The sequence below is a fragment of the Collinsella sp. CLA-AP-H1 genome, assembly GCF_040092945.1.
GTDB lineage: Bacteria > Actinomycetota > Coriobacteriia > Coriobacteriales > Coriobacteriaceae > Collinsella.
In genome coordinates, this window is the sequence record NZ_JBBNKO010000006.1 from 94,489 (window position 1) to 113,247 (window position 18,759).

An 18,759-nucleotide genomic window follows, 5' to 3' on the forward strand; every position below is an offset into this window, starting at 1 on the left:
CGAATGCGAGGCTTTGCTTCAGCGAAATCCCACCAGACAAAAGCACGGCCGCGGCAGAGCGAGCCGCCGGAACAGAAGAAACCCCCGCGCGACCTTTGCGAAGCAAGGGGGAGCGCGGGGGTTTCTTCTGTTCCGGCGGCGATGCGTCGGGTTGCAAGGACGATGCGACTACAGCGCGAAGTCGCCGCCGACGAGCGTGGAGACGGGCTCCTCGTGGTAAACGGCGGAGATGGCCTGAGCGAACTCCTCGGCGACCGAGATGGTCTTAATCTTGCCGCCGACCTCGACAGGGATGGCGTCGGTGACGACGCACTCGACGATCGGGGCGTCGTTCAGGCGCTCGATGGCCGGACCGGAGAAGATACCGTGGGTGGCGCAGACGTAGATGTCGCCAGCGCCCATAGCCTTGAGCTCCTTGACGTTGGCGCACAGGGTGCCAGCGGTGTCGATCATGTCGTCGTTGATGACGCAGGTCTTGCCCTTGATGTCACCGATGATGCCCATGACCTCGGCGGCGTTGTGGCGCGGACGGCCCTTGTGGGCGATGGCCAGGTCGCAGCCGAGCATGTCGGACAGCTTCTTGGCGGCCTTGGCACGACCCACGTCGGGGGAGACGACAACCAGGTTGTCGGTGTCGAAGTGCATGTCGTTGTAGTACTGGCCAAACAGCGGCAGTGCGGACAGGTGGTTGACCGGGATATCGAAGAAGCCCTGGATCTGACCCTGGTGCAGGTCGAGGGTGATGATGCGGTCGACGCCGGCGCGCTCGAGCAGGTTAGCGACGAGGCGGGCGGTGATGGGCTCGCGCGGGCCGGCCTTGCGGTCCTGGCGGGCATAGCCGTAGTGGGTGATAACGGCGGTGATGGAGCGGGCGGATGCGCGCTTGGCAGCGTCGGTGGCGATGAGCAGCTCCATGAGCATGTCGTTGACGTTGCCGCCGGCCACGGACTGAATCAGGAAGACGTCGGCGCCGCGGACGGTCTCGTCGTAGCGGGCGTAAATCTCACCGTTGGCGAACTGCTTTAGCGTAAGGCCCGAAAGCTCGACCCCAAGGTACTCAGCGATCTTCTGAGCGAGGGGACGGTTGGAGGAACCGGAATACACGCGGATGGACTTGCGCATATTCTCCGACTTCTCGGGATCATTAATCGGCATTACCCTTCTCCTTTATACATCGAATGCCATATAGATGCCTTTTTGCATTGTAACCGTGCGGCGGGGTTAATCGGGTCTTGATAACGTCTTTACCGTCAACGGACACGAACCGACCACTCATCCGGTCGCGCAGGTCACGATAGAAAAAGGAGCCGTCCCCATGGAACAGCTCCTTTTGTGCTTGGTAAAGCGTTATGCCTCGTCGTCCTCGTGCAGACGGCGGCGATAATCGGCGGCCCAGCCCTCAATATTTACCTGACGGGCGCGGCCCAGACCGAGTGCGTCGGCCGGAACCGGCTCGGTGATGACGGAGCCGGCGGCCACGAGCGCACCGTCGCCAATCTGGGCGGGCGCGACCATCATGGTGTCGGAACCGATGAAGGCATCCTTGCCGATGACGGTCTTGTGCTTGTGGACGCCGTCGTAGTTGCAGGTGATGGAGCCCGCGCCCACGTTGACGCCGGAGCCCATGGTGGTGTCGCCGATGTAGGACAGGTGGGGCACCTTGGAACCCTCGCCGATCGTGGACTTCTTGATCTCCACGTGCGTGCCGGCCTTGGAGCCGTCGAGCATGTGGGTGCCCGGGCGCAGGTAGGCGCGCGGGCCGCAGTCGACGCCGTTCTCGATGACGGCCTCGATGGCGATGGTCTCATCGATGGTGCAGCCGCTGCCGACGGTGGTGTCGGTGAGGCGACTGTTGGGGCCGAGCTGGCACTCCTCGCCCACGGTGACGTGGCCGATCAGGTGCGTCTGCGGCCACACTACGGTGTCGCGGCCGATAACGGCATCGGGGCCGATCCAGGCCTGCGTGGGGTCGATGAAGGTAACGCCCTCGGCCATCCAGTGCTCGTTGATGCGGTCGCGTGCAATGGCGGTAAGCTGTGCGAGCTGGATGCGGCTGTTGACGCCCAGGCCGTCGCGGTAGTCGTCGCAGTGGAAGATAGAGACTGCCTGGCCGTGGCCCTTGAGGATCTCGAGCATGTCGGGCAGGTAGTACTCGGATTGCGCGTTGTCGTTGCCGATCTCGTTAATGTGGGCGGCAAGCTGCGCGCCGTCGAAGGCGTAGCAGCCGGCGTTGCACTCCAGCAGCGTGGCGGCCTGCTCGGGCGTGCAGTCCTTCTGCTCGATGATGCGCTCGATCTGGCCATCGGCGCCTAGCTTGATGCGGCCGTAGCCAAAAGGATCGGGCGGGGTCATGGTCATGACGGTGCAGGCGAGCTCGCCGGTGGCGACGGTCTGCGCGAACTTGGCGACGGTGTCGGCGGTGATGAGCGGCAGATCGCCGTTGAGCACGACGACGGGGCCTTGCGCGATGCCGCAGGCCTCGAGCGCGACCTTCACGGCGTGGCCGGTGCCCAGGCGCTCGGTCTGCTCGACGCACTCGACCTTGGTGGCGCTGTTGGCATAGGCGCCATCGATGAGGGCGCGCATCTCGTCGGCGTGGCTGCCGATGACGACCACGACGCGGCTGCAGCCGGCCTTGATGGTGGCGTCGACGATCCACTGGACCATGGGCTTGCCCAGGATCTTGTGCGAAACCTTGCAGTGGTTCGACTTCATGCGGGTGCCCTCGCCGGCGGCGAGGATAATTGCGGTTGCGTCCATGTGATCTCCTGTTACGTTATAGAGACGTGTGTTTGGAAACGATACACGGCGCAATATGATACCGCAGGCATATGATGAGCGCGTAACGATTGATGCGCGACAGCTGAGGTTTGGGCCGCTGGTGTGGTGTTTGCGCTGCTTGCGGGCGGTGCCGGCAGTGCTTCGGCGTCGGTGATTTGGCGGGAGGGCGGGGATGCCTATGGACAACATACGAGAGGGTTCGGGCGCCGAGCCCGTGGGGGCATTTTCGATGTCGCATCCGGCAGTTCCGGCGCTCTACATGGTGCTGACGTTGGGGCTCACCATGTTCTCGATGCAACCGGTGTTGATCGCGCTGTCGCTTGCGGGTGGGTTGGCGTACGGGTTTGCGACGCGCGGTGCTGCGCGCACGTTGGGGGCGCTTCGCTGGCAGCTGCCAGTGATTTTGATCATCGCGGTGCTCAATCCGCTGTTTAGCGCCTCGGGCTCGACGGAGCTGTTTCGTATTGGCATGCGCGCGGTGTATCTGGAGAGCATGGTTTACGGCCTGTGCATGGGCGGGCTGTTTGTGGCGAGCGTGCTGTGGTTTGAGGCGGCGGCGTCGATGCTCGAATACGACAAGGTGCTCGCACTGTTGGGCAACGCCGCGCCGGTGCTCGCGCTCATGATCTCGATGTGTATGCGGCTTATCCCGCAGTTTTTGCGCCGCGGCCGCACGGTGCTGGCGGTGCAGGACGCGATCGATGTGCCGGGGCGTGCGCCCGCCGATCCCGTGCGATCGCGCCTGCGGGCGTCGAGCGTGCTGATGGGCTGGGGCATGGAAGATTCGCTTGAGCGCGCGGATGCCATGCGCTCGCGCGGGTGGGGTGCTGCGTCGCGCCGTACGACGTACGCGCGGTATCGACTGGGACGCAGCGACGTTGCCGCGCTGGTCGAGCTCGCGCTGTTTGGTGCCGCCGCGGTGGCAGTGGCATGGACCGCGACAACGCAGTATTCGTTTTACCCGCAGCTTTCGGTGCCCGCGCCGTGGCTGGGCTATGTTGTGTACGCTGCCTGGATGGTACTGCCCTGTGTGTTGCATGCGATCGATGAGAAGAGGTTTGGCTGATGGCTCGGTTGGATAGGGGCTCGGTGTCGGGCGCGGCGTGCGGCCCGGATATGCCGGCGATTGAGGTGCGGAGCCTGAGCTTCGCCTACCCCGGGGCTGATGCTGCGGTGCTCGAGGGGCTCGACTGGTCTGTTCCTCAAGGTGCATTTGCGCTGCTTGTCGGCGGTACCGGATCGGGTAAGTCGACGCTGCTGTCGCTGCTCAAGCCCGAGATCGCTCCGGCGGGCGAGCGCACTGGCGATGCGCGCGTGCTGGGCGAGAACGTTGCCGACATGGACGTGCGCGCGTCTGCGGAGCGCGTGGGCTACGTGTTCCAGGATCCCGAGAACCAGATTGTGTGCGAGACCGTGTGGCATGAGATGGCGTTTGGCCTGGAGAATCTGGGTGTGTCGCGCGACGAGATGCGTCGCCGTGTTGCCGAGACCAGCTATTTCTTTGGTCTGGAGGACTGGCTTCATCGCGATACCGATACGCTTTCGGGCGGTCGCAAGCAGTTGCTGTCGCTTGCCGCCGTCCTGGCGCTGCGTCCGCGTGTGCTGCTGCTCGACGAGCCCACGTCTCAGCTCGATCCCGTTGCCGAGAAGAATTTTCTGCACGCGCTGTTTCGCGTGAACCGTGAGCTGGGCTGCACGGTTGTTGTGGCTACGCATCAACCGCGGCCGATGCTCGAGTATGCGACGCGTGCGTACCGGATTGAGGGCGGTCGCGTGCGCGAGGTGGCGGATATGGCTTCTTTGGGACGCCGAGAATCGCTGTTTTCCGATGACGTGTTGGGGTGGGGTGCCATCCGATGTGCAAAAAACGGAGTATTCAGCAGGCGTGAGGACAATTTAGGCTCTCTGGAGCCGACCGGGGACGTATCGAGCGCGAAAAAAAGTTCGGAATTGGACAAATCGTCCGAATTTGTGGCGCAAACGTCGCTCGAAAACGGCTCGGAAGCCTTCCCGCGCACGGATGGAAGCAGAATACTCCAAAAAATGCACGGTGGGTCGGCTACCACCCTGTCGGAAGGCTGGTTTCGCTACGATCGCGCGGGCGGTTGGGTGCTACGCGGGCTCGATGTGACGTTTTCAGCCGGCGCGGTGCATGCGGTCGTGGGCGGAAACGGCTGTGGCAAGTCGACGATGCTCTCGGTGCTGGCCAAGACGGCTAAGCTGCAGCGTGGCCGCATGGTGCGTGGGGCGGCTTCGGCGGCGCTGCTGCCGCAGAACCCCAAGGCTCTGCTGGTTGCCGAGACGGTGCGCGACGAACTGATGGAATGGGCTTCGACCTGCGGATACGACGAGGCCGCAGCACAGGAGCAGACAGCGCGCCTGGGCCTAGCGGGCTTGGAGGCGCGTCACCCGTACGATCTTTCGGGCGGTCAGCGCCAGCTGCTTGCGTTGGCAAAGCTGCTGTTGATTGGCCCGGAGCTGCTGCTGCTTGATGAGCCCACCAAGGGTTTGGACTTGGCCAGCCGCCGCATCATCGCTCGCGCCCTGCGTGACCATGCGAATGCCGGCGGTACCGTCATCATGGCCACGCACGACTTAGACTTTGCCGAGCAGGTGTCCGACGACGTCGCCATGATGTTCGACGGCGAGATCGCCTGCATGGAGCCTCCGGCAGATTTCTTTGCCGACAACGTGTTCTACAGGGCGTGATGGGATGACGGATCATCGCGTCTCGCGCCTACTCACAAAAATGGAGATTCCGCTGCTCCTGGCGGTGCCGGCAGTGATGACTGCGGCGTTGCTGGTGGGCATTGAGCAGGCGGCGCTTGCCATGCTGGTTGTAGTTGCGCTCGTGCTCGCACTGTTCTTTGCGGGCTATGAGACATCACGTCCAGGCCTGCGCCAGATCATGCCCACGCTGGTGCTGGCGGCGCTGGCCGCGGCGGGGCGCATCCTGTTTGGGCCTATTCCCGACTTTAAACCCGTGAGCGCCATCGCTATTATCGCGGGGGCGACGTTGGGCCGACGCAACGGCTTCATGGTCGGCGCGTTGGCAGCGTTGACCAGTAATTTCTTTTTTGGGCAGGGCGTGTGGACGCCGTGGCAGATGTATGCCTGGGGTCTGGTGGGCTATATCGGTGGCGCACTGGCGCATGCGGGCGCGTTTGACCGCGCCGATGGAGCCGTGCGAATGCCGGCTCTGTTGGCGTATGGCTTTGCCTCGGGCTTGCTGTATGGCGTCGTGATCAACGCGTATGACATCATCGGTTTTGTGCAGCCGCTCACCTGGGCAGGCGCCGTAGCGCGTCTTGCTACGGCGGTGCCGTTCGATATCACACACGGACTCGCGACCTGCGTGTTTTTGGCCGCCCTGTACAGGCCCTGGTGTCGCCGCATCAACCGCGTCGTCGTGAAGTACGGGCTGTAGTGGCGGTTGCGCTGGGGCGAGAATCAATACTGACTTGGTGTCATATCAAAACTATGCCGGTTTAAGGGGCTGGATTGACACAGACCGACCATACCGGCATTTTTCGAAAATAGACGAGCCACCTACCTGCGGTTTTATTTTGCTCGAATTGCGTGTGGTTAGGGATCTGCGATTCAGCCCCGTAAACCGGCATGGTTTTGGAATGGCCGGCTGATATGGCGGGCGTCGCGGCCCTCAGAGAGCCAAATCGATCCGCTTTCTTCCGTCCCCAGACGTCCCCAGGGAATCAGTTGACGGCGCTTACCACGAAACTGGCCCATCTACTACGTTTAGCTTGATATCCCCGACCATGACCGCGTTTTATGAAAAACCGCAGGCTTTCTACCTGCGGTTTTCTTTTTGCGTTGTTCGCTGTGGTTGAGGGTAGTGGCTTAAACGTAGTAGATGGGCCAGTTTCGTGGCGGGTGGGTCGCGTGGATTCCCTCGCGAGGTGAAAATGATCCGTTTCCCTCCGTCCCCGGGGGATCATTTGGGGGCTAGAGCTCCAGGGCGAGGGTGACGGGGCAGTGGTCGCTGCCGAAGATGTCGCCGCGGATGCCGGTGTCGCGTACGTTGCCGGCGATTGCGTCGCTTACCAGGAAGTAGTCGATGCGCCAGCCTGCGTTGTTCTTGCGGGCATTAAAGCGGTAGCTCCACCAGCTGTAGACACCCTCGACGTCGGGGTTTGCCGCGCGCCAGGTGTCGGTAAAACCGGCGTCGAGCAGCTTGGTAAACTTGCCGCGCTCCTCGTCCGAAAAGCCTGCGTTGCCGCGGTTGGACTTGGGGTTCTTTAGGTCGATCTCCTCGTGTGCCACGTTAAAGTCGCCGCAGGTTACGACGGGCTTGCCGGTTTCGCGCTCAAGCGCGCTCAAAAAGCCGCGATAGGCATCGTCCCAGGCCATGCGTACATCGATGCGCGCGAGCTCGTTTTGGGCGTTGGGCGTATAGACGTCCACGAACCAAAACTTGTCGAACTCGAGCGCGCAGACGCGGCCCTCGGTTGCGGCTTGGGCGACGAGCTCGGCCGCCTCGTCCTCGCCGGCGTGGGGCAGCAGCGCATCGGCGCGCAGCACGCGCAGCGGTTCCTGGCGGCTAAAGACCGCGGTGCCCGAGTAGCCCTTGCGCTCGGCGTAGCTCCAGGTTTGGTGGTAGCCGGGCAGATCGATATCGACCTGGCCTTCTTGCAGCTTGGTCTCCTGCAGCGCCAGGATATCGACGTCGAGTTCTTGCGCGATCTGAATAAAGCTCGGGTCTTTTTTGAGCACGGCGCGCAGGCCGTTGACGTTCCACGAGGCGAAAGTGTAAGTCTGAGGCATGGTGTCCTTTCGACGGGATTGGCAGGCTTAAGATTAACGCAACAAGAGCGGGGCGGAGTTCGCGAGTGATAGCGCGAACGCCGCCGTCCCTAAGACACGGACGGAGGACATATATGACGCAGGCAATATCGGACCCCAAGCGGGCCTCCGCCGCGCTGGCGGAGCTGTTCGAAACCCATGGCCACGTGGTCTTCTTTGGCGGCGCGGGCGTTTCCACGGCAAGTGGCATTCCCGATTTTCGCAGCGTTGACGGCCTGTATCACCAGCGGTTTTCCTATCCGCCCGAGACTATGCTCTCGCACAGCTTCTACGAGGCGCATCCGGCGGAGTTTTTCGACTTCTACCGGACCAAGATGATCTCCCTTGACGCCAAGCCCAACCACTGCCACGCCAAGCTGGCGGAGCTGGAGCGCGCCGGCAAGCTCGACGCCGTGGTGACGCAAAATATCGACGGCCTGCATCAGGCGGCTGGTTCACGGCGCGTGTTTGAGCTGCATGGCTCGGTCCACCGCAATATCTGCCAGACGTGCGGCGCGGTCTACAGCGCCGAATGGATTTGCTCACGCGAGCACGAGGACGCCGCGGGTGCGCCTGCGTGCCCCGCGTGCGGCGGCCGCATCAAGCCCGACGTAGTGCTCTACGAGGAGCCGCTCGATGAGCGCGTGCTTACCGGCGCCGTTGCTGCCATCGCCGCAGCCGACGCCCTCGTCGTGGGCGGGACCTCGCTCGTAGTGTATCCGGCGGCGGGTCTCACGCGTTACTTTACTGGCGATACGCTGGCTATTTGCAATCTTGCTCCCACCGATCAGGATGCAAATGCCGACCTGCTGATTTCTTGCGACATCGCGGCCGCGTTTGCGTTCTAGCCCGCGCGCGCGGATACAATAGAAAGACTGAGTGCAAAGCGACCCCGCCGCCAGCTCCCCAAGCTCGGCGGCGTGGGCATTTTAGGAGGATGTTCATGGCGAACGACAGCAAGACATGGCGGTGCGGAAAGTACGAGCTCAGCTTTGACCGTCCGCGCATCATGGGCGTCCTCAACGTGACGCCCGATTCGTTCAGCGATGGCGGGGAGCACTTCGACCCCGATGCCGCCATCGAGTACGGCCTGGCGATGCTCGACGCCGGCGCCGACATCATCGACGTGGGCGGCGAGTCCACGCGCCCCGGCTTTACCCCGGTCAACCCCGACGAGGAGGCTCGCCGCGTACTGCCCGTGGTGCGCGCGCTGGCCAAGGAGGGCGCCATCGTCTCGATCGACACGCGTCATGTGGCGGTTGCCAAGGCGGCCGTGCGCTGCGGCGCCTCGATCGTCAACGACGTGACCGGCTTCACCGATCCCAAGATGGTCGAGTTTGTTAAGACGAGCACCTGCGGCGTCATCGTGATGCATGCCGGCGAGGTCGCCGCGCCCACCCGCACGCACGCAACGGTGCAGCTCGATACCTCGGCAGCGGCGTTTGTTGCCGAGAAGGCGCGCGAGGCGGCTGCCGAGGCCGCGCGTGAGGCCGAGAAGCCGGCTCGCCGCCGTCGCGGCAAGTTGCTGGGCGAGCCTAAGCCGGAGGCCAAGCTTCCGGGCGGCGTGGTGCAGCCCTCGTTGCCGTTTGGCGAACCGGAGCCCACGTCCGAGCCTTCAAGCGAGCAGGAGACGCCGGCCGCTGAGCAGGCTGCTGCCGCCGAGACCGTCGCGCCCGCGCCCGAGGCCACCGAGGCCGCATCGGAGTCCAATGACCGCCTGGCCGCCATGATGCGCCGCAGCGCCCGCCGCGAGGAAGCCTACGTGCCCACCTCGCAGCTCCGCCGCTTCACCCTGCCCGATTCGGCGCCCATCATGCGCCGCGTCATGGGCTTTCTGTCCGACCAGGCCCGCACGCTCATCCATGCCGGCGTGTCGCGCGACCGCATCTGCATCGATCCCGGCCCGGGCTTTGGTAAGTCGGCTAACGAGGACATCGTCATCCAGCGCGAGACTGCCAAGATGGCGTCACTGGGCTATCCGCTCATGTGTGCCGTGTCGCGCAAGCGCTTTGTGGGCGCCGTCTCGGGCGTGACCGAGGCCGCCGCACGCGATGCCGCCACGTTTGGTGTGTGCCTGGGCGCCATCCAGGCCGGCGCCAACATCGTGCGCGTGCATGACGTTGCGGGCTTTGCGCAGTTCCTGAACGGTTACTGGGCCGTTGCCAAGCCGCAGCCGCGTCGCGCGTTTGTGGCCGTGGGTTCCAACCTGGGGCATCGCTGCGACAACATCCGCGCCGCGCGCGACATGATTGCCGAGATCCCGCTCACCTGCGTGTCCAACTGCTCGCGCATCTACGAGAGCGAGCCGGCCTACGAGACGCGCCAGGACGCGTTTGCCAACGCCGTCATCGAGATTAAGACCGAGCTGGCGCCGCTGGTGCTGCTCGACGAGCTTATGAAGATTGAGGCCGAGCTGGGCCGAGACCGCTCCAAAAAGGCCAAGGTAAACGGCCCGCGCACCATCGACTTGGACCTGCTGTGGATGGACGGCGAGACCCACGGCGGCAAGAAGCTGCGCCTGCCGCATCCGCTCATTGGCGAGCGCGACTTTGTGCTGGTGCCGCTCGAAGACCTGATGCACGACCCGGCGCGGTTCTTCCGCTACAACGGCGTCGAGGTCAAGGAGCCCGAGGATCGCGTGGGCCATATCGTGGGCGAATTGGGGCGCATGTAGATGATCGAGATGAATGCTGTAGCCGCCGGTACCGAGCTCGACGCGGCGCGTGACGCGGGCCGCGAGGGCATGTCCGCGGGCTGGTGCGCGTGGAGCGCGGGCGATGCATCGCTGACGTTTTCGCTGGTCGTGCGCCCCGATGTGAACATGCATGCCTTCCACGGCCTGCCGTTTGTGGCCGCAATGGGCATGATGGACGCGCTCGTGGGCACGGCGTCGACGCCTGGCCTGGGGCTTGCCGGCAAGGTGGGCATCCAGTGGCCGAGTGACATCGTGTGCGGCGCTCCTGCGTTTGAGACGTCGCTCGCGCGCGTCGCCGTCAACGGCGGTGCCGGTGCCGCGGGCATGTTTGCCGCGGTGACGGTTGATGTTGAGCGTGCGGCGCTAGGCGAGCTTGGCGTGGATATGGCTGACGAGGTGCTGGTCGAGGCATTGGCCGCCGCCGTGCTGGCCCGCGTGGACGCCTGGGCGGTTGTTGCCAACACGCCGCAAGGCGCCGCAGGGCCGCTGGCTCCCGTGCTGGGCGAGTACTTCGACATGGTGCCGCTGCTGGGCCGCCAAGTTGCGGCGGTGTCGCCCAACGGTTTGCCGCTTGCGGTCGGTGTGTTTGCGGGCCTGGACATCTGGGGTCGTGCGACCATCAAAACCGATGCCGGCGAGCAAGAGTTTCCGCCCGAGGCTGTACGAATTCGCGGTCTGTAACGCGTAGCGCCCGCACTCAAAGATAACGATGACAACGAAGCCCTCTTCGGCCTGTGCCGGGGAGGGCTTTGCGTGACTGCGGGGTAGCACCTCGGACCTATTCCTCAAAACTGAAAATTTTTCGATTTTGAGGAATAGGCTTGGCGAGCATTTGCGGGGGCTGTGGCATCGGGCGTGCTCGACTTAAGCCCCTGCTCTATCCCAGCTCCTGCATGCGGCGGTAGATTTCGCAGATGCCCTTGATGGTGAGTTGGCCGTCTACCACGTCGAAGGCATCGGTCGAGCCGGCGACGATGCCGGCGAGACCGCCCGTGGCGATAACGGTGGCATCGTCGCGGCCCAGCTCGCGCTTCATGCGCGCGACCAGGCCTTCGGCCATGGCGGCGGCGCCCATCACGGCGCCGACCTTGATGCATTCCTCGGTGTCACGGCCGATGGCGTGCTCGGGCGCCTCGAGCGGAACGCTGGCGAGCTTGGCAGCGCGGGCAGCTAGCGCGTCCATGGAGATGCGGATGCCCGGCGCGATCGCTCCGCCAATGTAATAGCCGTCCTCATCGATGACGTCGATATTGGTCGCGGTGCCAAAGTCCACCACGATCGCCGGCGCGCCATAGAAGGTCTCGGCAGCGACGGCGTTGGCGATGCGGTCGGCACCAACGGCCTGGGGGCGCGCCGCCCGCAGCTTGGTTACGGCGGCCGTCTGCGGCCCGATGACGATGGCGTCCGCGGCAATGCGGTCGGCCACGGCGTGCCACTCGCGCGAGAGCTGCGGCACCACGCCCGCAAAGGCGATCGCGTCGACCGCATCGAGCGAAAGGCCGTACATCTTAAAGAAACCCATCAGGCGCACATGGATCTCGTCGGCGGTATAGGAGCGGTCGGTGGGCATGCGCCACGACTGCACCAGCTCGTCTCCGTCAAACAGGCCCATGGCCGTCTGCGTGTTTCCCATATCGATAGCGAGCAGCATGTCTACTCCCGGTGTCGGCATAAAAGGACGCGCACCATTGTATACGTGCCGTCGACGGCGCTCAGCTGCGATTCGTTTACGGTGATAGGGGCTGAGGGGTTTAAATATGAAGGAATTATGCTCTACGAGATTTTCCTTGCCGTTTACCGAACTCCCGCGTAATATTCTTTCTTGCGCACATGAGGCGCCCAGACATTGCGGGGTGGAGCAGTCTGGTAGCTCGCCGGGCTCATAACCCGGAGGTCGTAGGTTCAAATCCTGCCCCCGCGACCAAGAACTTGCAGCTCGTCGGCCTAGCCGGCGAGTTTTTTTGTTATTCCGGGACCGTGTTTTCGGTCCAATTCTCGGCCTCTCAAACAAAATCTCGACCTGTAACATCTAGACCCGATTTGGGCGGCTAGGTGTTACAGATCGAGATATACCGGTGGTTTGGGTCGTGTTTGTCTAAATCTGTAACACGAGGGACGGTTTTTGCCGAGTAACCGTTACAGATTGAGATTTTCTAGCAGGCGGGCTTGGTTTGTCTCGATCTGTAACAGGTAGGGGTCAAAAGTGGGCCTAGCTGTTACAGATTGAGATTGTTGAGGTTGGGTCGAGGGGAATATCTCGATCTGTAACAGTAAGACCCGGTTTTGCCGAGTAGATGTTACAGATTGAGACAAACCAACGGGCCGCCCCGCCCCATCCACCTGCCGCCTCCTGATATTCGCCGATTTTCGTTGTGCCGCTGTGCCCCCATGCCATATCCTCTAGACAACTACGTGGCATCATCGCCGCCGCGCCTATAAGAGAGGAATGTTCATGACCGCACCTGCATCCAAGCTGCTCCAGCCCATTACGGTTGGCCCCCTTGAGCTCAAGAACCGCATTATGTTCCCGCCGCTGACCACCGGCTACGAGGAGCGCGACGGTTCCATCGGCGAGCGCAGCCTGGCTTTTTACGAGCGCTTGGCCCGTGGCGGCGTGAGCTACATCGTCATCGGCGACGTTGCTCCCGTCATGACCGCAAGCCCCACGCCCAAGCTGGCAACCGACGCCCAGATCCCCACGTTTAAGGCGCTGGCCGATGCCGTCCACAAGCACGGCGCCAAGGTCGCGCTGCAGCTGTTCCACCCCGAGTACGATGTGCCCGGTGTCGGCCGCATGGTCATGGGCTCCATGGCTGCCGCCAAGGCCGCGCAGGAGGCCAAGGCCGCCGGCGACGAGGAGACCTTTGCCGCCAAGATGGCCGAGTCCAACGAGATCCGCAACCAGGCCTACGCCAAGCTGCATCACGACATGCAGCACTTTGTGAACGAGGCGAGCGTAGAGCAACTCACCCAGATCAAGGAGGCCATCGCTGCCTCGGCCGCCCGTGCGCAGCAGGCCGGCATCGACGCCATCGAGGTCCACGGCGATCGTCTGGTGGGTTCGCTGTGCTCGGCCATCCTCAACCAGCGCACCGACGAGTACGGCGGCTCGTTCGAGAACCGCGTTCGCTACGCGCTGGAGGTCGTCGCTGCCATTAAGGAAGCCGCGCCGCAGCTGATGGTGGAGTACAAGCTCCCCGTGATCATGGAGAACCCCGACGGCACGCCGCGCGGCAAGGGCGGCCTGCAGCCCGACGAGGCCTGCGAGTTCGCCAAGCTGCTCGAGGGCGCGGGCATCGATATGATCCAGGTCGCACAGGCCAACCACACCGGCAACATGGGCGACACCATTCCGCCCATGGGCGCCATGCCCTACAACTGGACGCTGCCCGTGGCCGAGCGCGTCAAGGCCCTGGTCTCCGTGCCGGTGGCAACCGTGGGCCGCGTGGTTTCGGTCGAGGCCGGCGAGAAGATTCTGGAAGACGGCGCCGCCGACATCATCGCCTATGGCCGCTCGCTCATGTGCGACCCCGACATTGCGCTGAAGGCCGCCACGGGTGAGCCCATCCGCGAGTGCCTCAACTGCAACAAGGGTTGCGTCGATGCGATTCAAAACCGCAAGTACATTTCGTGCGTGCTCAATGCCGAGAACGGCGACGAGGCGACCATCGCCATCAAGCCGGGCGAGGGCGACAAGAAGGTCGCCGTGGTGGGCGGCGGCATCGCCGGCCTGGAGGCCGCGCGCGTGGCGGCCAAGCGCGGCTACGACGTGACCGTCTACGAGGCGAGCGATCATCTGGGCGGCCAGATTGTGCTGGCGGCTGCGCCTCCGCGCAAGGACGAGATCATGCGCTCGGTCGAGTACTACGAGAAGATTCTGCCTGGCCTGGGCGTGAAGGTTGAGCTCAGCCACGTCGCTACGGCAGAGGACCTCAACGCCGCCGATGCCGCGATTGTGGCCGTGGGCGCGCACGACGTGGTCATCCCCGTTCCGGGTGCCGACTCGGACAAGGTCGTCTCGAGCTGGGACGTGCTGGCCGGCAAGGTGGAGCTTACGGGCCGCGTCGCCGTCATTGGCGGCGGCCTGGTGGGCACCGAGACTGCCGAGTACCTGCTGCAGCACGGCTGCGAGGTGGCGATCGTGGAGATGCTCGACAAGATTGCCGCGGGCGAGTCCGAGACCATTCTGCCGCTGATTATGAGCGACTTTGCCGAGCACAACGTGGAGCAGCACGTGAAGACCCGCCTGACCGCCATTACCGACGAGGGCGTGGAGGCCGTGCGCACCACCGAGGACGGCGCCGAGGAGCCGGTAAATATCGCCTGCGATTACGTGGTGATGGCCGTGGGCTCCAAGGCCAACGCGTTTGACCTGGACGGCGTGACGGTGCCCGTGACCTGCGTGGGCGACTGCTCGGGCGAGCGCACCGCCGACATTGCGAGCGCCATCCGCACGGCGTATCACGCGGCCAACGAGCTGTAGTTGAGCATCGCGGCCAGGCGGGGCGGTAGCACGGATCCGCCTCGCCCGACTGCGTCCCGTCGGGTGTCAATCGGTGCGGGGCCTGCAAGCGCAGCAGGTCCCGCCCTTTTGTTTTGCTCCGGTGGATGGCAATGCGCGGTAATCATGAGGAGTGAGGACGTCTACTGCCTTGCAGATTACTCAAAATTATTGGGGGAGGGGTTAATAACTATATCTTCTATACCAAAGGACATAAAGAGATGCCAATTTTGTTGACAAGCGAATGACGATTAGCTGCGAGTCAGCTACCAGCGTAAATAATCGATAAAGAAATGTCGTAATTTGGTGCCAAATGCCCAGATAACGCCGCGTCTATTTTAATTAACTGCTTTGAGCAAACAGTAAAATGCTACTATCTAACTTGCACGTAAGAAAGCAGATTAACGGTTAAGGCTAAGAAGTGGCAGGTATGTCGGAAGCAACTAGGACTCGCACGCATGCGCCCGAGGTTAGGCAGCGCGCCGTCGAGATCCTCCAAGAGGGGGTCGGTCATCGTGCCCTCGCTGCGGAGCTTGGCATTCCCCAGGCCACGGCTCGTCAGTGGGCCCGCGCGTATGCCGTGGGCGGTGCCGACGCCGTTCTCAATGCCGGTTCGCATCATCACACCTATTCGTACGACGTAAAGCTCGCTGTGGTTAAGGACCGTCTGGAAAACGGCTTGACGGTTCGCGAGGCCATGATCAAGCACAAGATTCCCAGCGAGTCTTCGGTCAAGGCTTGGTGCCGTCAGTACCGCGAGAGCGGTGAGTCCGCACTGGTCGATAAGCCGCGCGTTAAAAAGGCGGAATAGCAAACGGGATGGTGCGCCCACAGGGGCGCATTTTTCTTGCCGCGCCAACTTTTTGGACCGGCGCGAGCCTATCGGGACATCCTCCAACGTGGTCAATAAACCGCGCGCAGTGGCCCGCGCGTCTGTCGTTGCGGTAAGGGAGCGTCACCCCTCTACTCCAATGCGGACAGACTCCTTGCCCCGTACGCCTAAAACTCCCCAGTTGACCGAAAACCTGCCGCCGCTACTCCTCAATTGAGCTATAACGTTAAACAATTGCAGCGTTTTTGCATGGGGGAGTGATGGTATGACGCTACTGTATTTCCTTACCCTGTTTCCGCTGGTACCGGCGCTGGGCATGCTGCTCGCGCGTGGTGACCGCGCCCGCGATGCGGTGGGGCTCATAGGTTCCGGCATTATTATGGCGGTGACAGTTGTAGTCGCCGTCATGTTTTTTGGCACGGGTCCGCAGAGCTTTGAGGTTGCCCCCGGCACCTCGCATGTGCTCTCGATCATCAGCTCCGTCATCGACGTCATCCTGTGCGCCGTAATCCTGTACAACGCGTACAAATATAGGAACGCGCTCACCACGGTGCTCGGCATAGTCCAGCTGGTGGGCTCGCTCGCCTTTGCAGCCATGACGTTGCCCGCGGCCGAAGCCGTCACGGCAACGCCGCTCTACCTGGACTACATGAGCGTGATCATGGTGCTCGCCGTCGGCATCGTCGGCAGCCTAATCTGCGTGTATGCCTTGGGTTATATGAAGGACTTCCAGGCCCATGACGAGCACGAGGCCGCGCTGCGCGGGCAGACCGCGCCCGACCGTCGCCCGCAGTTCCTGGCGCTCATGTTCCTGTTCCTCTCGGCCATGTTCGTTATCGTGACGAGCGACAACCTTGAGTGGCTGTTCTGCGGCTGGGAAATCACCACCGTGTGCTCGTTCCTTATGATTGGCTACACGCGCACGCCCGAGGCCATCAAGAACGCCTTTACCCAGATCATCCTCAACATGCTGGGCGGCATCGCGTTTTTGGCGGGCCTTATGTTTCTGCACGTTAACGGCATGCCGCTGACCATCTCGGGCATGATCGAGCTTTCCGGCGCCGGCACCGCGCAATCCGCACTGCTGGTGATGCCGGTCATCCTGTTGTCGCTCGCCGCACTCACCAAGGCCGCACAGATGCCGTTCCACACTTGGCTGTTGGGTGCCATGGTTGCCCCCACTCCCACGAGCGCCCTGCTGCACTCGTCAACCATGGTCAAAGCCGGCGTGTTCCTAATGGTCAAGCTGAGCCCGCTCTATGCTATCTATCCCGTAACCGGCTTTATGGTCACGAGTGTGGGCGCCATCACGTTTTTGCTTGCTGCCCTCATGGCCATCTCGCAGAGCAACGCCAAACGCGTGCTCGCGTACTCCACCATTTCCAACTTGGGCCTCATCAGTGCCTGCCTGGGTGTCGGCGCGCCCGAGGCCGTATGGGCGGCCATCTTTCTGATTCTGTTCCACACGGTGGCAAAGTCGCTGCTGTTCCTGTGCGTGGGCACGGCCGAGCATCATATCGGCAGCCGCAATATCGAGGACATGGACGGTATGTTCAGCCGCATGCCGCACCTGACGCGTCTGATGATGCTGGGCATCATGGGCATGTTTGTGGCGCCGTTTGGCATGCTCGTCTCCAAGTGGGGCGCCCTGGTGGCGTTCGCGCAGACTGGCAACGTGCTCATGATCATGGTGCTTGCCTTTGGCTCGGCCGCGACGTTCTTCTTCTGGGGCAAGTGGCTTGCCAAGCTTTCGGGCGTCGACCCCACGGCTCAAAACGTTGAGGTCAATGTCCATAAGACCGAATGGATGGCCCTCAACACCATCGCCGCGCTGCTGATTCTGTGCTGCGTGGCGTTTCCGGTTATCTCGAGCGGTCTGGTGTCGCCTTACTTGGCCATGGTGTTTGGCCGCGTGCCGTACGTTATCGGCAAGGACGCCATGTATCTGATGGTGGTTATCGTGGCGTTTATCGCCGTGGTGCTGCTGACTTCATTCCGCGTGAGCAACAAGCCGCACGTCAACGTGTACCTTTCGGGTGTGGGAACCGACAAATATCGTCATTTCCGCGGCTCGATGGGACACGAGGTGAAGGCCGAAAAGCGCAATTGGTATTCGGAGGACGCCCTTGGCGAGAAGCGTATTGGCCCCGCGGGTAGCGTCGTGTGCTGCAGCATTATCTTGTTTGCGCTGCTGTGTTGCGCGTGGATTGGGCCCGAGAGACTTGCCATGAGCGCGCCCTCGGTGCTGCGCGGCAAGTATTTCGAAGGTTCGGGTGTCGTGGGCATCTTTATAGGCACCGTGGCGTTTGCCTTGATTGCGCCGCTTGTGGGCGGTTTGATTGACGGCCTTGACCGTAAGCTTTCGGCCCGCATGCAGGGTCGTGTGGGTCCGCGTCTGCTGCAGCCCTTCTACGACGTTGCCAAGCTGCTGCGCAAGGCCCCTGCCAGCGTAAACACCATGGACGACACCTACATGGCATGCGCGCTCATCTTTACCGTGGTGGGCGGCGGCATCTTTGTGTCGGGTTCCAACACGATGTTGTGCTCCTTTATGGTGACGCTCGCCGCGATCTTTGTGGTGCTGGCGTCTGCCTCGACGCAAAGCCCGTTTGCCCAGGTCGGCGCCGATCGTGAGTTGCTGCAGGTTATGAGTTACGAGCCCGCCGTTCTGCTGATGAGCGTGGGCTTGTACCTTGCTACCGACAGCTTCGATTCCATCGCCGTGACGGGGCAGTCGGCCCCCATCATCGTGTACAGCGCACCCATTTTCCTCGCGTTGCTCGCGGTGCTTACCATCAAGCTGCGCAAGTCGCCGTTTGACCTTTCGTGCTCGCATCACGCGCATCAGGAGATCGTCCAGGGCGTCGCCACCGAGATGAGCGGCGGCACGCTGGCCAAGATGACCCTTATGCACTGGTGCGAGACCGTGCTGTTTTTGATGTGGGTGGGCATGTTCTTTGTTTGGAACAACCCGGTGAGCTGGGTCGTAGCCCTGGTCGTGATGGCCGCGACGTATTTTGTCGAGGTCCTGATCGACAACACCTTCGCACGCAGCACCTGGCGCAGCTGCTTTAGGCTCGGATGGGGCGTGGCGCTGGTGTTTGGCCTGCTCAACCTTATGCCCATCCTCGTCGACGTATTTATTTAGGA

The 18,759-nt window shown here is 62.8% G+C and carries 13 protein-coding genes and 1 tRNA gene; 10 read left to right on the forward strand and 4 right to left on the reverse strand.

Going from position 1 to position 18,759, the window contains the following annotated elements; all coding sequences use genetic code 11:
• Positions 1 to 168: 168 nt before the first annotated feature.
• Complete coding sequence (locus tag AAAV44_RS05115; RefSeq protein ID WP_006235790.1) at positions 169 to 1,155, reverse strand: ribose-phosphate pyrophosphokinase; 987 nt, start codon at positions 1,153 to 1,155, stop codon at positions 169 to 171.
• A 192-nt stretch (positions 1,156 to 1,347) separates the two neighbouring features.
• The gene (gene glmU / locus AAAV44_RS05120; protein WP_349114857.1) at positions 1,348 to 2,760 is read right to left on the reverse strand and encodes a bifunctional UDP-N-acetylglucosamine diphosphorylase/glucosamine-1-phosphate N-acetyltransferase GlmU; all 1,413 of its coding nucleotides are present in this window, start codon (positions 2,758 to 2,760) and stop codon (positions 1,348 to 1,350) included.
• 199 nt (positions 2,761 to 2,959) lie between these two features.
• On the opposite strand from glmU, the gene AAAV44_RS05125 reads away from it, so the two are divergent.
• From AAAV44_RS05125 to AAAV44_RS05135, 3 genes are read left to right on the forward strand one after another with little or no spacing between them, the layout of a single operon-like run.
• Positions 2,960 to 3,847 (forward strand): energy-coupling factor transporter transmembrane component T, encoded by an 888-nt coding sequence (locus tag AAAV44_RS05125; RefSeq protein WP_349114858.1) that lies wholly within the window; start codon positions 2,960 to 2,962, stop codon positions 3,845 to 3,847.
• Complete coding sequence (locus AAAV44_RS05130; RefSeq protein WP_349114859.1) at positions 3,847 to 5,490, forward strand: ATP-binding cassette domain-containing protein; 1,644 nt, start codon at positions 3,847 to 3,849, stop codon at positions 5,488 to 5,490. Before AAAV44_RS05125 ends, AAAV44_RS05130 begins: the two co-directional genes overlap by 1 nt.
• A gap of 4 nt (positions 5,491 to 5,494) precedes the next feature.
• Entirely contained in the window at positions 5,495 to 6,208 is a 714-nt protein-coding gene (locus AAAV44_RS05135) for a DUF6580 family putative transport protein (RefSeq protein WP_349114861.1), read from the forward strand.
• Between the two features lie 536 nt (positions 6,209 to 6,744).
• Here the strand turns inward: AAAV44_RS05135 and AAAV44_RS05140 are convergent.
• On the reverse strand, positions 6,745 to 7,563 hold the full coding sequence (locus AAAV44_RS05140; RefSeq protein ID WP_349114862.1) for an exodeoxyribonuclease III: 819 nt from the start codon (positions 7,561 to 7,563) through the stop codon (positions 6,745 to 6,747).
• A gap of 113 nt (positions 7,564 to 7,676) precedes the next feature.
• Here AAAV44_RS05140 and AAAV44_RS05145 point away from each other — a divergent pair, with 113 nt between their 5' ends.
• From AAAV44_RS05145 to AAAV44_RS05155, 3 genes are all read left to right on the forward strand, one after another.
• Entirely contained in the window at positions 7,677 to 8,429 is a 753-nt protein-coding gene (locus tag AAAV44_RS05145; protein ID WP_349114863.1) for an NAD-dependent protein deacylase, read from the forward strand.
• A 95-nt stretch (positions 8,430 to 8,524) separates the two neighbouring features.
• Positions 8,525 to 10,255 (forward strand): dihydropteroate synthase, encoded by a 1,731-nt coding sequence (folP, locus tag AAAV44_RS05150; protein ID WP_349114864.1) that lies wholly within the window; start codon positions 8,525 to 8,527, stop codon positions 10,253 to 10,255.
• On the forward strand, positions 10,256 to 10,957 hold the full coding sequence (locus AAAV44_RS05155) for a hypothetical protein (protein WP_349114865.1): 702 nt from the start codon (positions 10,256 to 10,258) through the stop codon (positions 10,955 to 10,957). It begins immediately after the preceding gene.
• A gap of 196 nt (positions 10,958 to 11,153) precedes the next feature.
• Here the strand turns inward: AAAV44_RS05155 and AAAV44_RS05160 are convergent, their stop codons facing one another.
• The gene (locus AAAV44_RS05160) at positions 11,154 to 11,927 is read right to left on the reverse strand and encodes a type III pantothenate kinase (RefSeq protein WP_349114866.1); all 774 of its coding nucleotides are present in this window, start codon (positions 11,925 to 11,927) and stop codon (positions 11,154 to 11,156) included.
• Positions 11,928 to 12,123: 196 nt separating this feature from the next.
• On the opposite strand from AAAV44_RS05160, the gene AAAV44_RS05165 reads away from it, so the two are divergent.
• The 4 genes from AAAV44_RS05165 to AAAV44_RS05180 all read left to right on the forward strand — a co-directional run bounded on the left by AAAV44_RS05165 (position 12,124) and on the right by AAAV44_RS05180 (position 18,757).
• Positions 12,124 to 12,200: transfer RNA gene (locus AAAV44_RS05165), tRNA-Met, on the forward strand.
• Positions 12,201 to 12,728: 528 nt separating this feature from the next.
• Positions 12,729 to 14,759: a bilirubin reductase, long form gene (gene bilR, locus AAAV44_RS05170; protein WP_349114867.1), complete on the forward strand. Its 2,031-nt coding sequence runs from the start codon at positions 12,729 to 12,731 to the stop codon at positions 14,757 to 14,759.
• A 448-nt stretch (positions 14,760 to 15,207) separates the two neighbouring features.
• The gene (locus AAAV44_RS05175; protein WP_117746202.1) at positions 15,208 to 15,588 is read left to right on the forward strand and encodes a helix-turn-helix domain-containing protein; all 381 of its coding nucleotides are present in this window, start codon (positions 15,208 to 15,210) and stop codon (positions 15,586 to 15,588) included.
• Positions 15,589 to 15,874: 286 nt separating this feature from the next.
• Positions 15,875 to 18,757 carry a proton-conducting transporter membrane subunit gene (locus AAAV44_RS05180; RefSeq protein ID WP_349114868.1) on the forward strand — a complete coding sequence of 961 codons (2,883 nt, stop codon included), beginning with the start codon at positions 15,875 to 15,877 and terminating at the stop codon, positions 18,755 to 18,757.
• The last annotated feature ends 2 nt before the right edge of the window (positions 18,758 to 18,759 follow it).

What these genes read in the sequence shown, in the direction of transcription:
- AAAV44_RS05115 (WP_006235790.1), bottom strand. Translation starts at nt 1,155, where the DNA reads ATGCCGATTAATGATCCCGAGAAGTCGGAGAATATGCGCAAGTCCATC.
- glmU (WP_349114857.1), bottom strand. Translation starts at nt 2,760, where the DNA reads ATGGACGCAACCGCAATTATCCTCGCCGCCGGCGAGGGCACCCGCATG.
- AAAV44_RS05125 (WP_349114858.1), top strand. Translation starts at nt 2,960, where the DNA reads ATGGACAACATACGAGAGGGTTCGGGCGCCGAGCCCGTGGGGGCATTT.
- AAAV44_RS05130 (WP_349114859.1), top strand. Translation starts at nt 3,847, where the DNA reads ATGGCTCGGTTGGATAGGGGCTCGGTGTCGGGCGCGGCGTGCGGCCCG.
- AAAV44_RS05135 (WP_349114861.1), top strand. Translation starts at nt 5,495, where the DNA reads ATGACGGATCATCGCGTCTCGCGCCTACTCACAAAAATGGAGATTCCG.
- AAAV44_RS05140 (WP_349114862.1), bottom strand. Translation starts at nt 7,563, where the DNA reads ATGCCTCAGACTTACACTTTCGCCTCGTGGAACGTCAACGGCCTGCGC.
- AAAV44_RS05145 (WP_349114863.1), top strand. Translation starts at nt 7,677, where the DNA reads ATGACGCAGGCAATATCGGACCCCAAGCGGGCCTCCGCCGCGCTGGCG.
- folP (WP_349114864.1), top strand. Translation starts at nt 8,525, where the DNA reads ATGGCGAACGACAGCAAGACATGGCGGTGCGGAAAGTACGAGCTCAGC.
- AAAV44_RS05155 (WP_349114865.1), top strand. Translation starts at nt 10,256, where the DNA reads ATGATCGAGATGAATGCTGTAGCCGCCGGTACCGAGCTCGACGCGGCG.
- AAAV44_RS05160 (WP_349114866.1), bottom strand. Translation starts at nt 11,927, where the DNA reads ATGCTGCTCGCTATCGATATGGGAAACACGCAGACGGCCATGGGCCTG.
- bilR (WP_349114867.1), top strand. Translation starts at nt 12,729, where the DNA reads ATGACCGCACCTGCATCCAAGCTGCTCCAGCCCATTACGGTTGGCCCC.
- AAAV44_RS05175 (WP_117746202.1), top strand. Translation starts at nt 15,208, where the DNA reads ATGTCGGAAGCAACTAGGACTCGCACGCATGCGCCCGAGGTTAGGCAG.
- AAAV44_RS05180 (WP_349114868.1), top strand. Translation starts at nt 15,875, where the DNA reads ATGACGCTACTGTATTTCCTTACCCTGTTTCCGCTGGTACCGGCGCTG.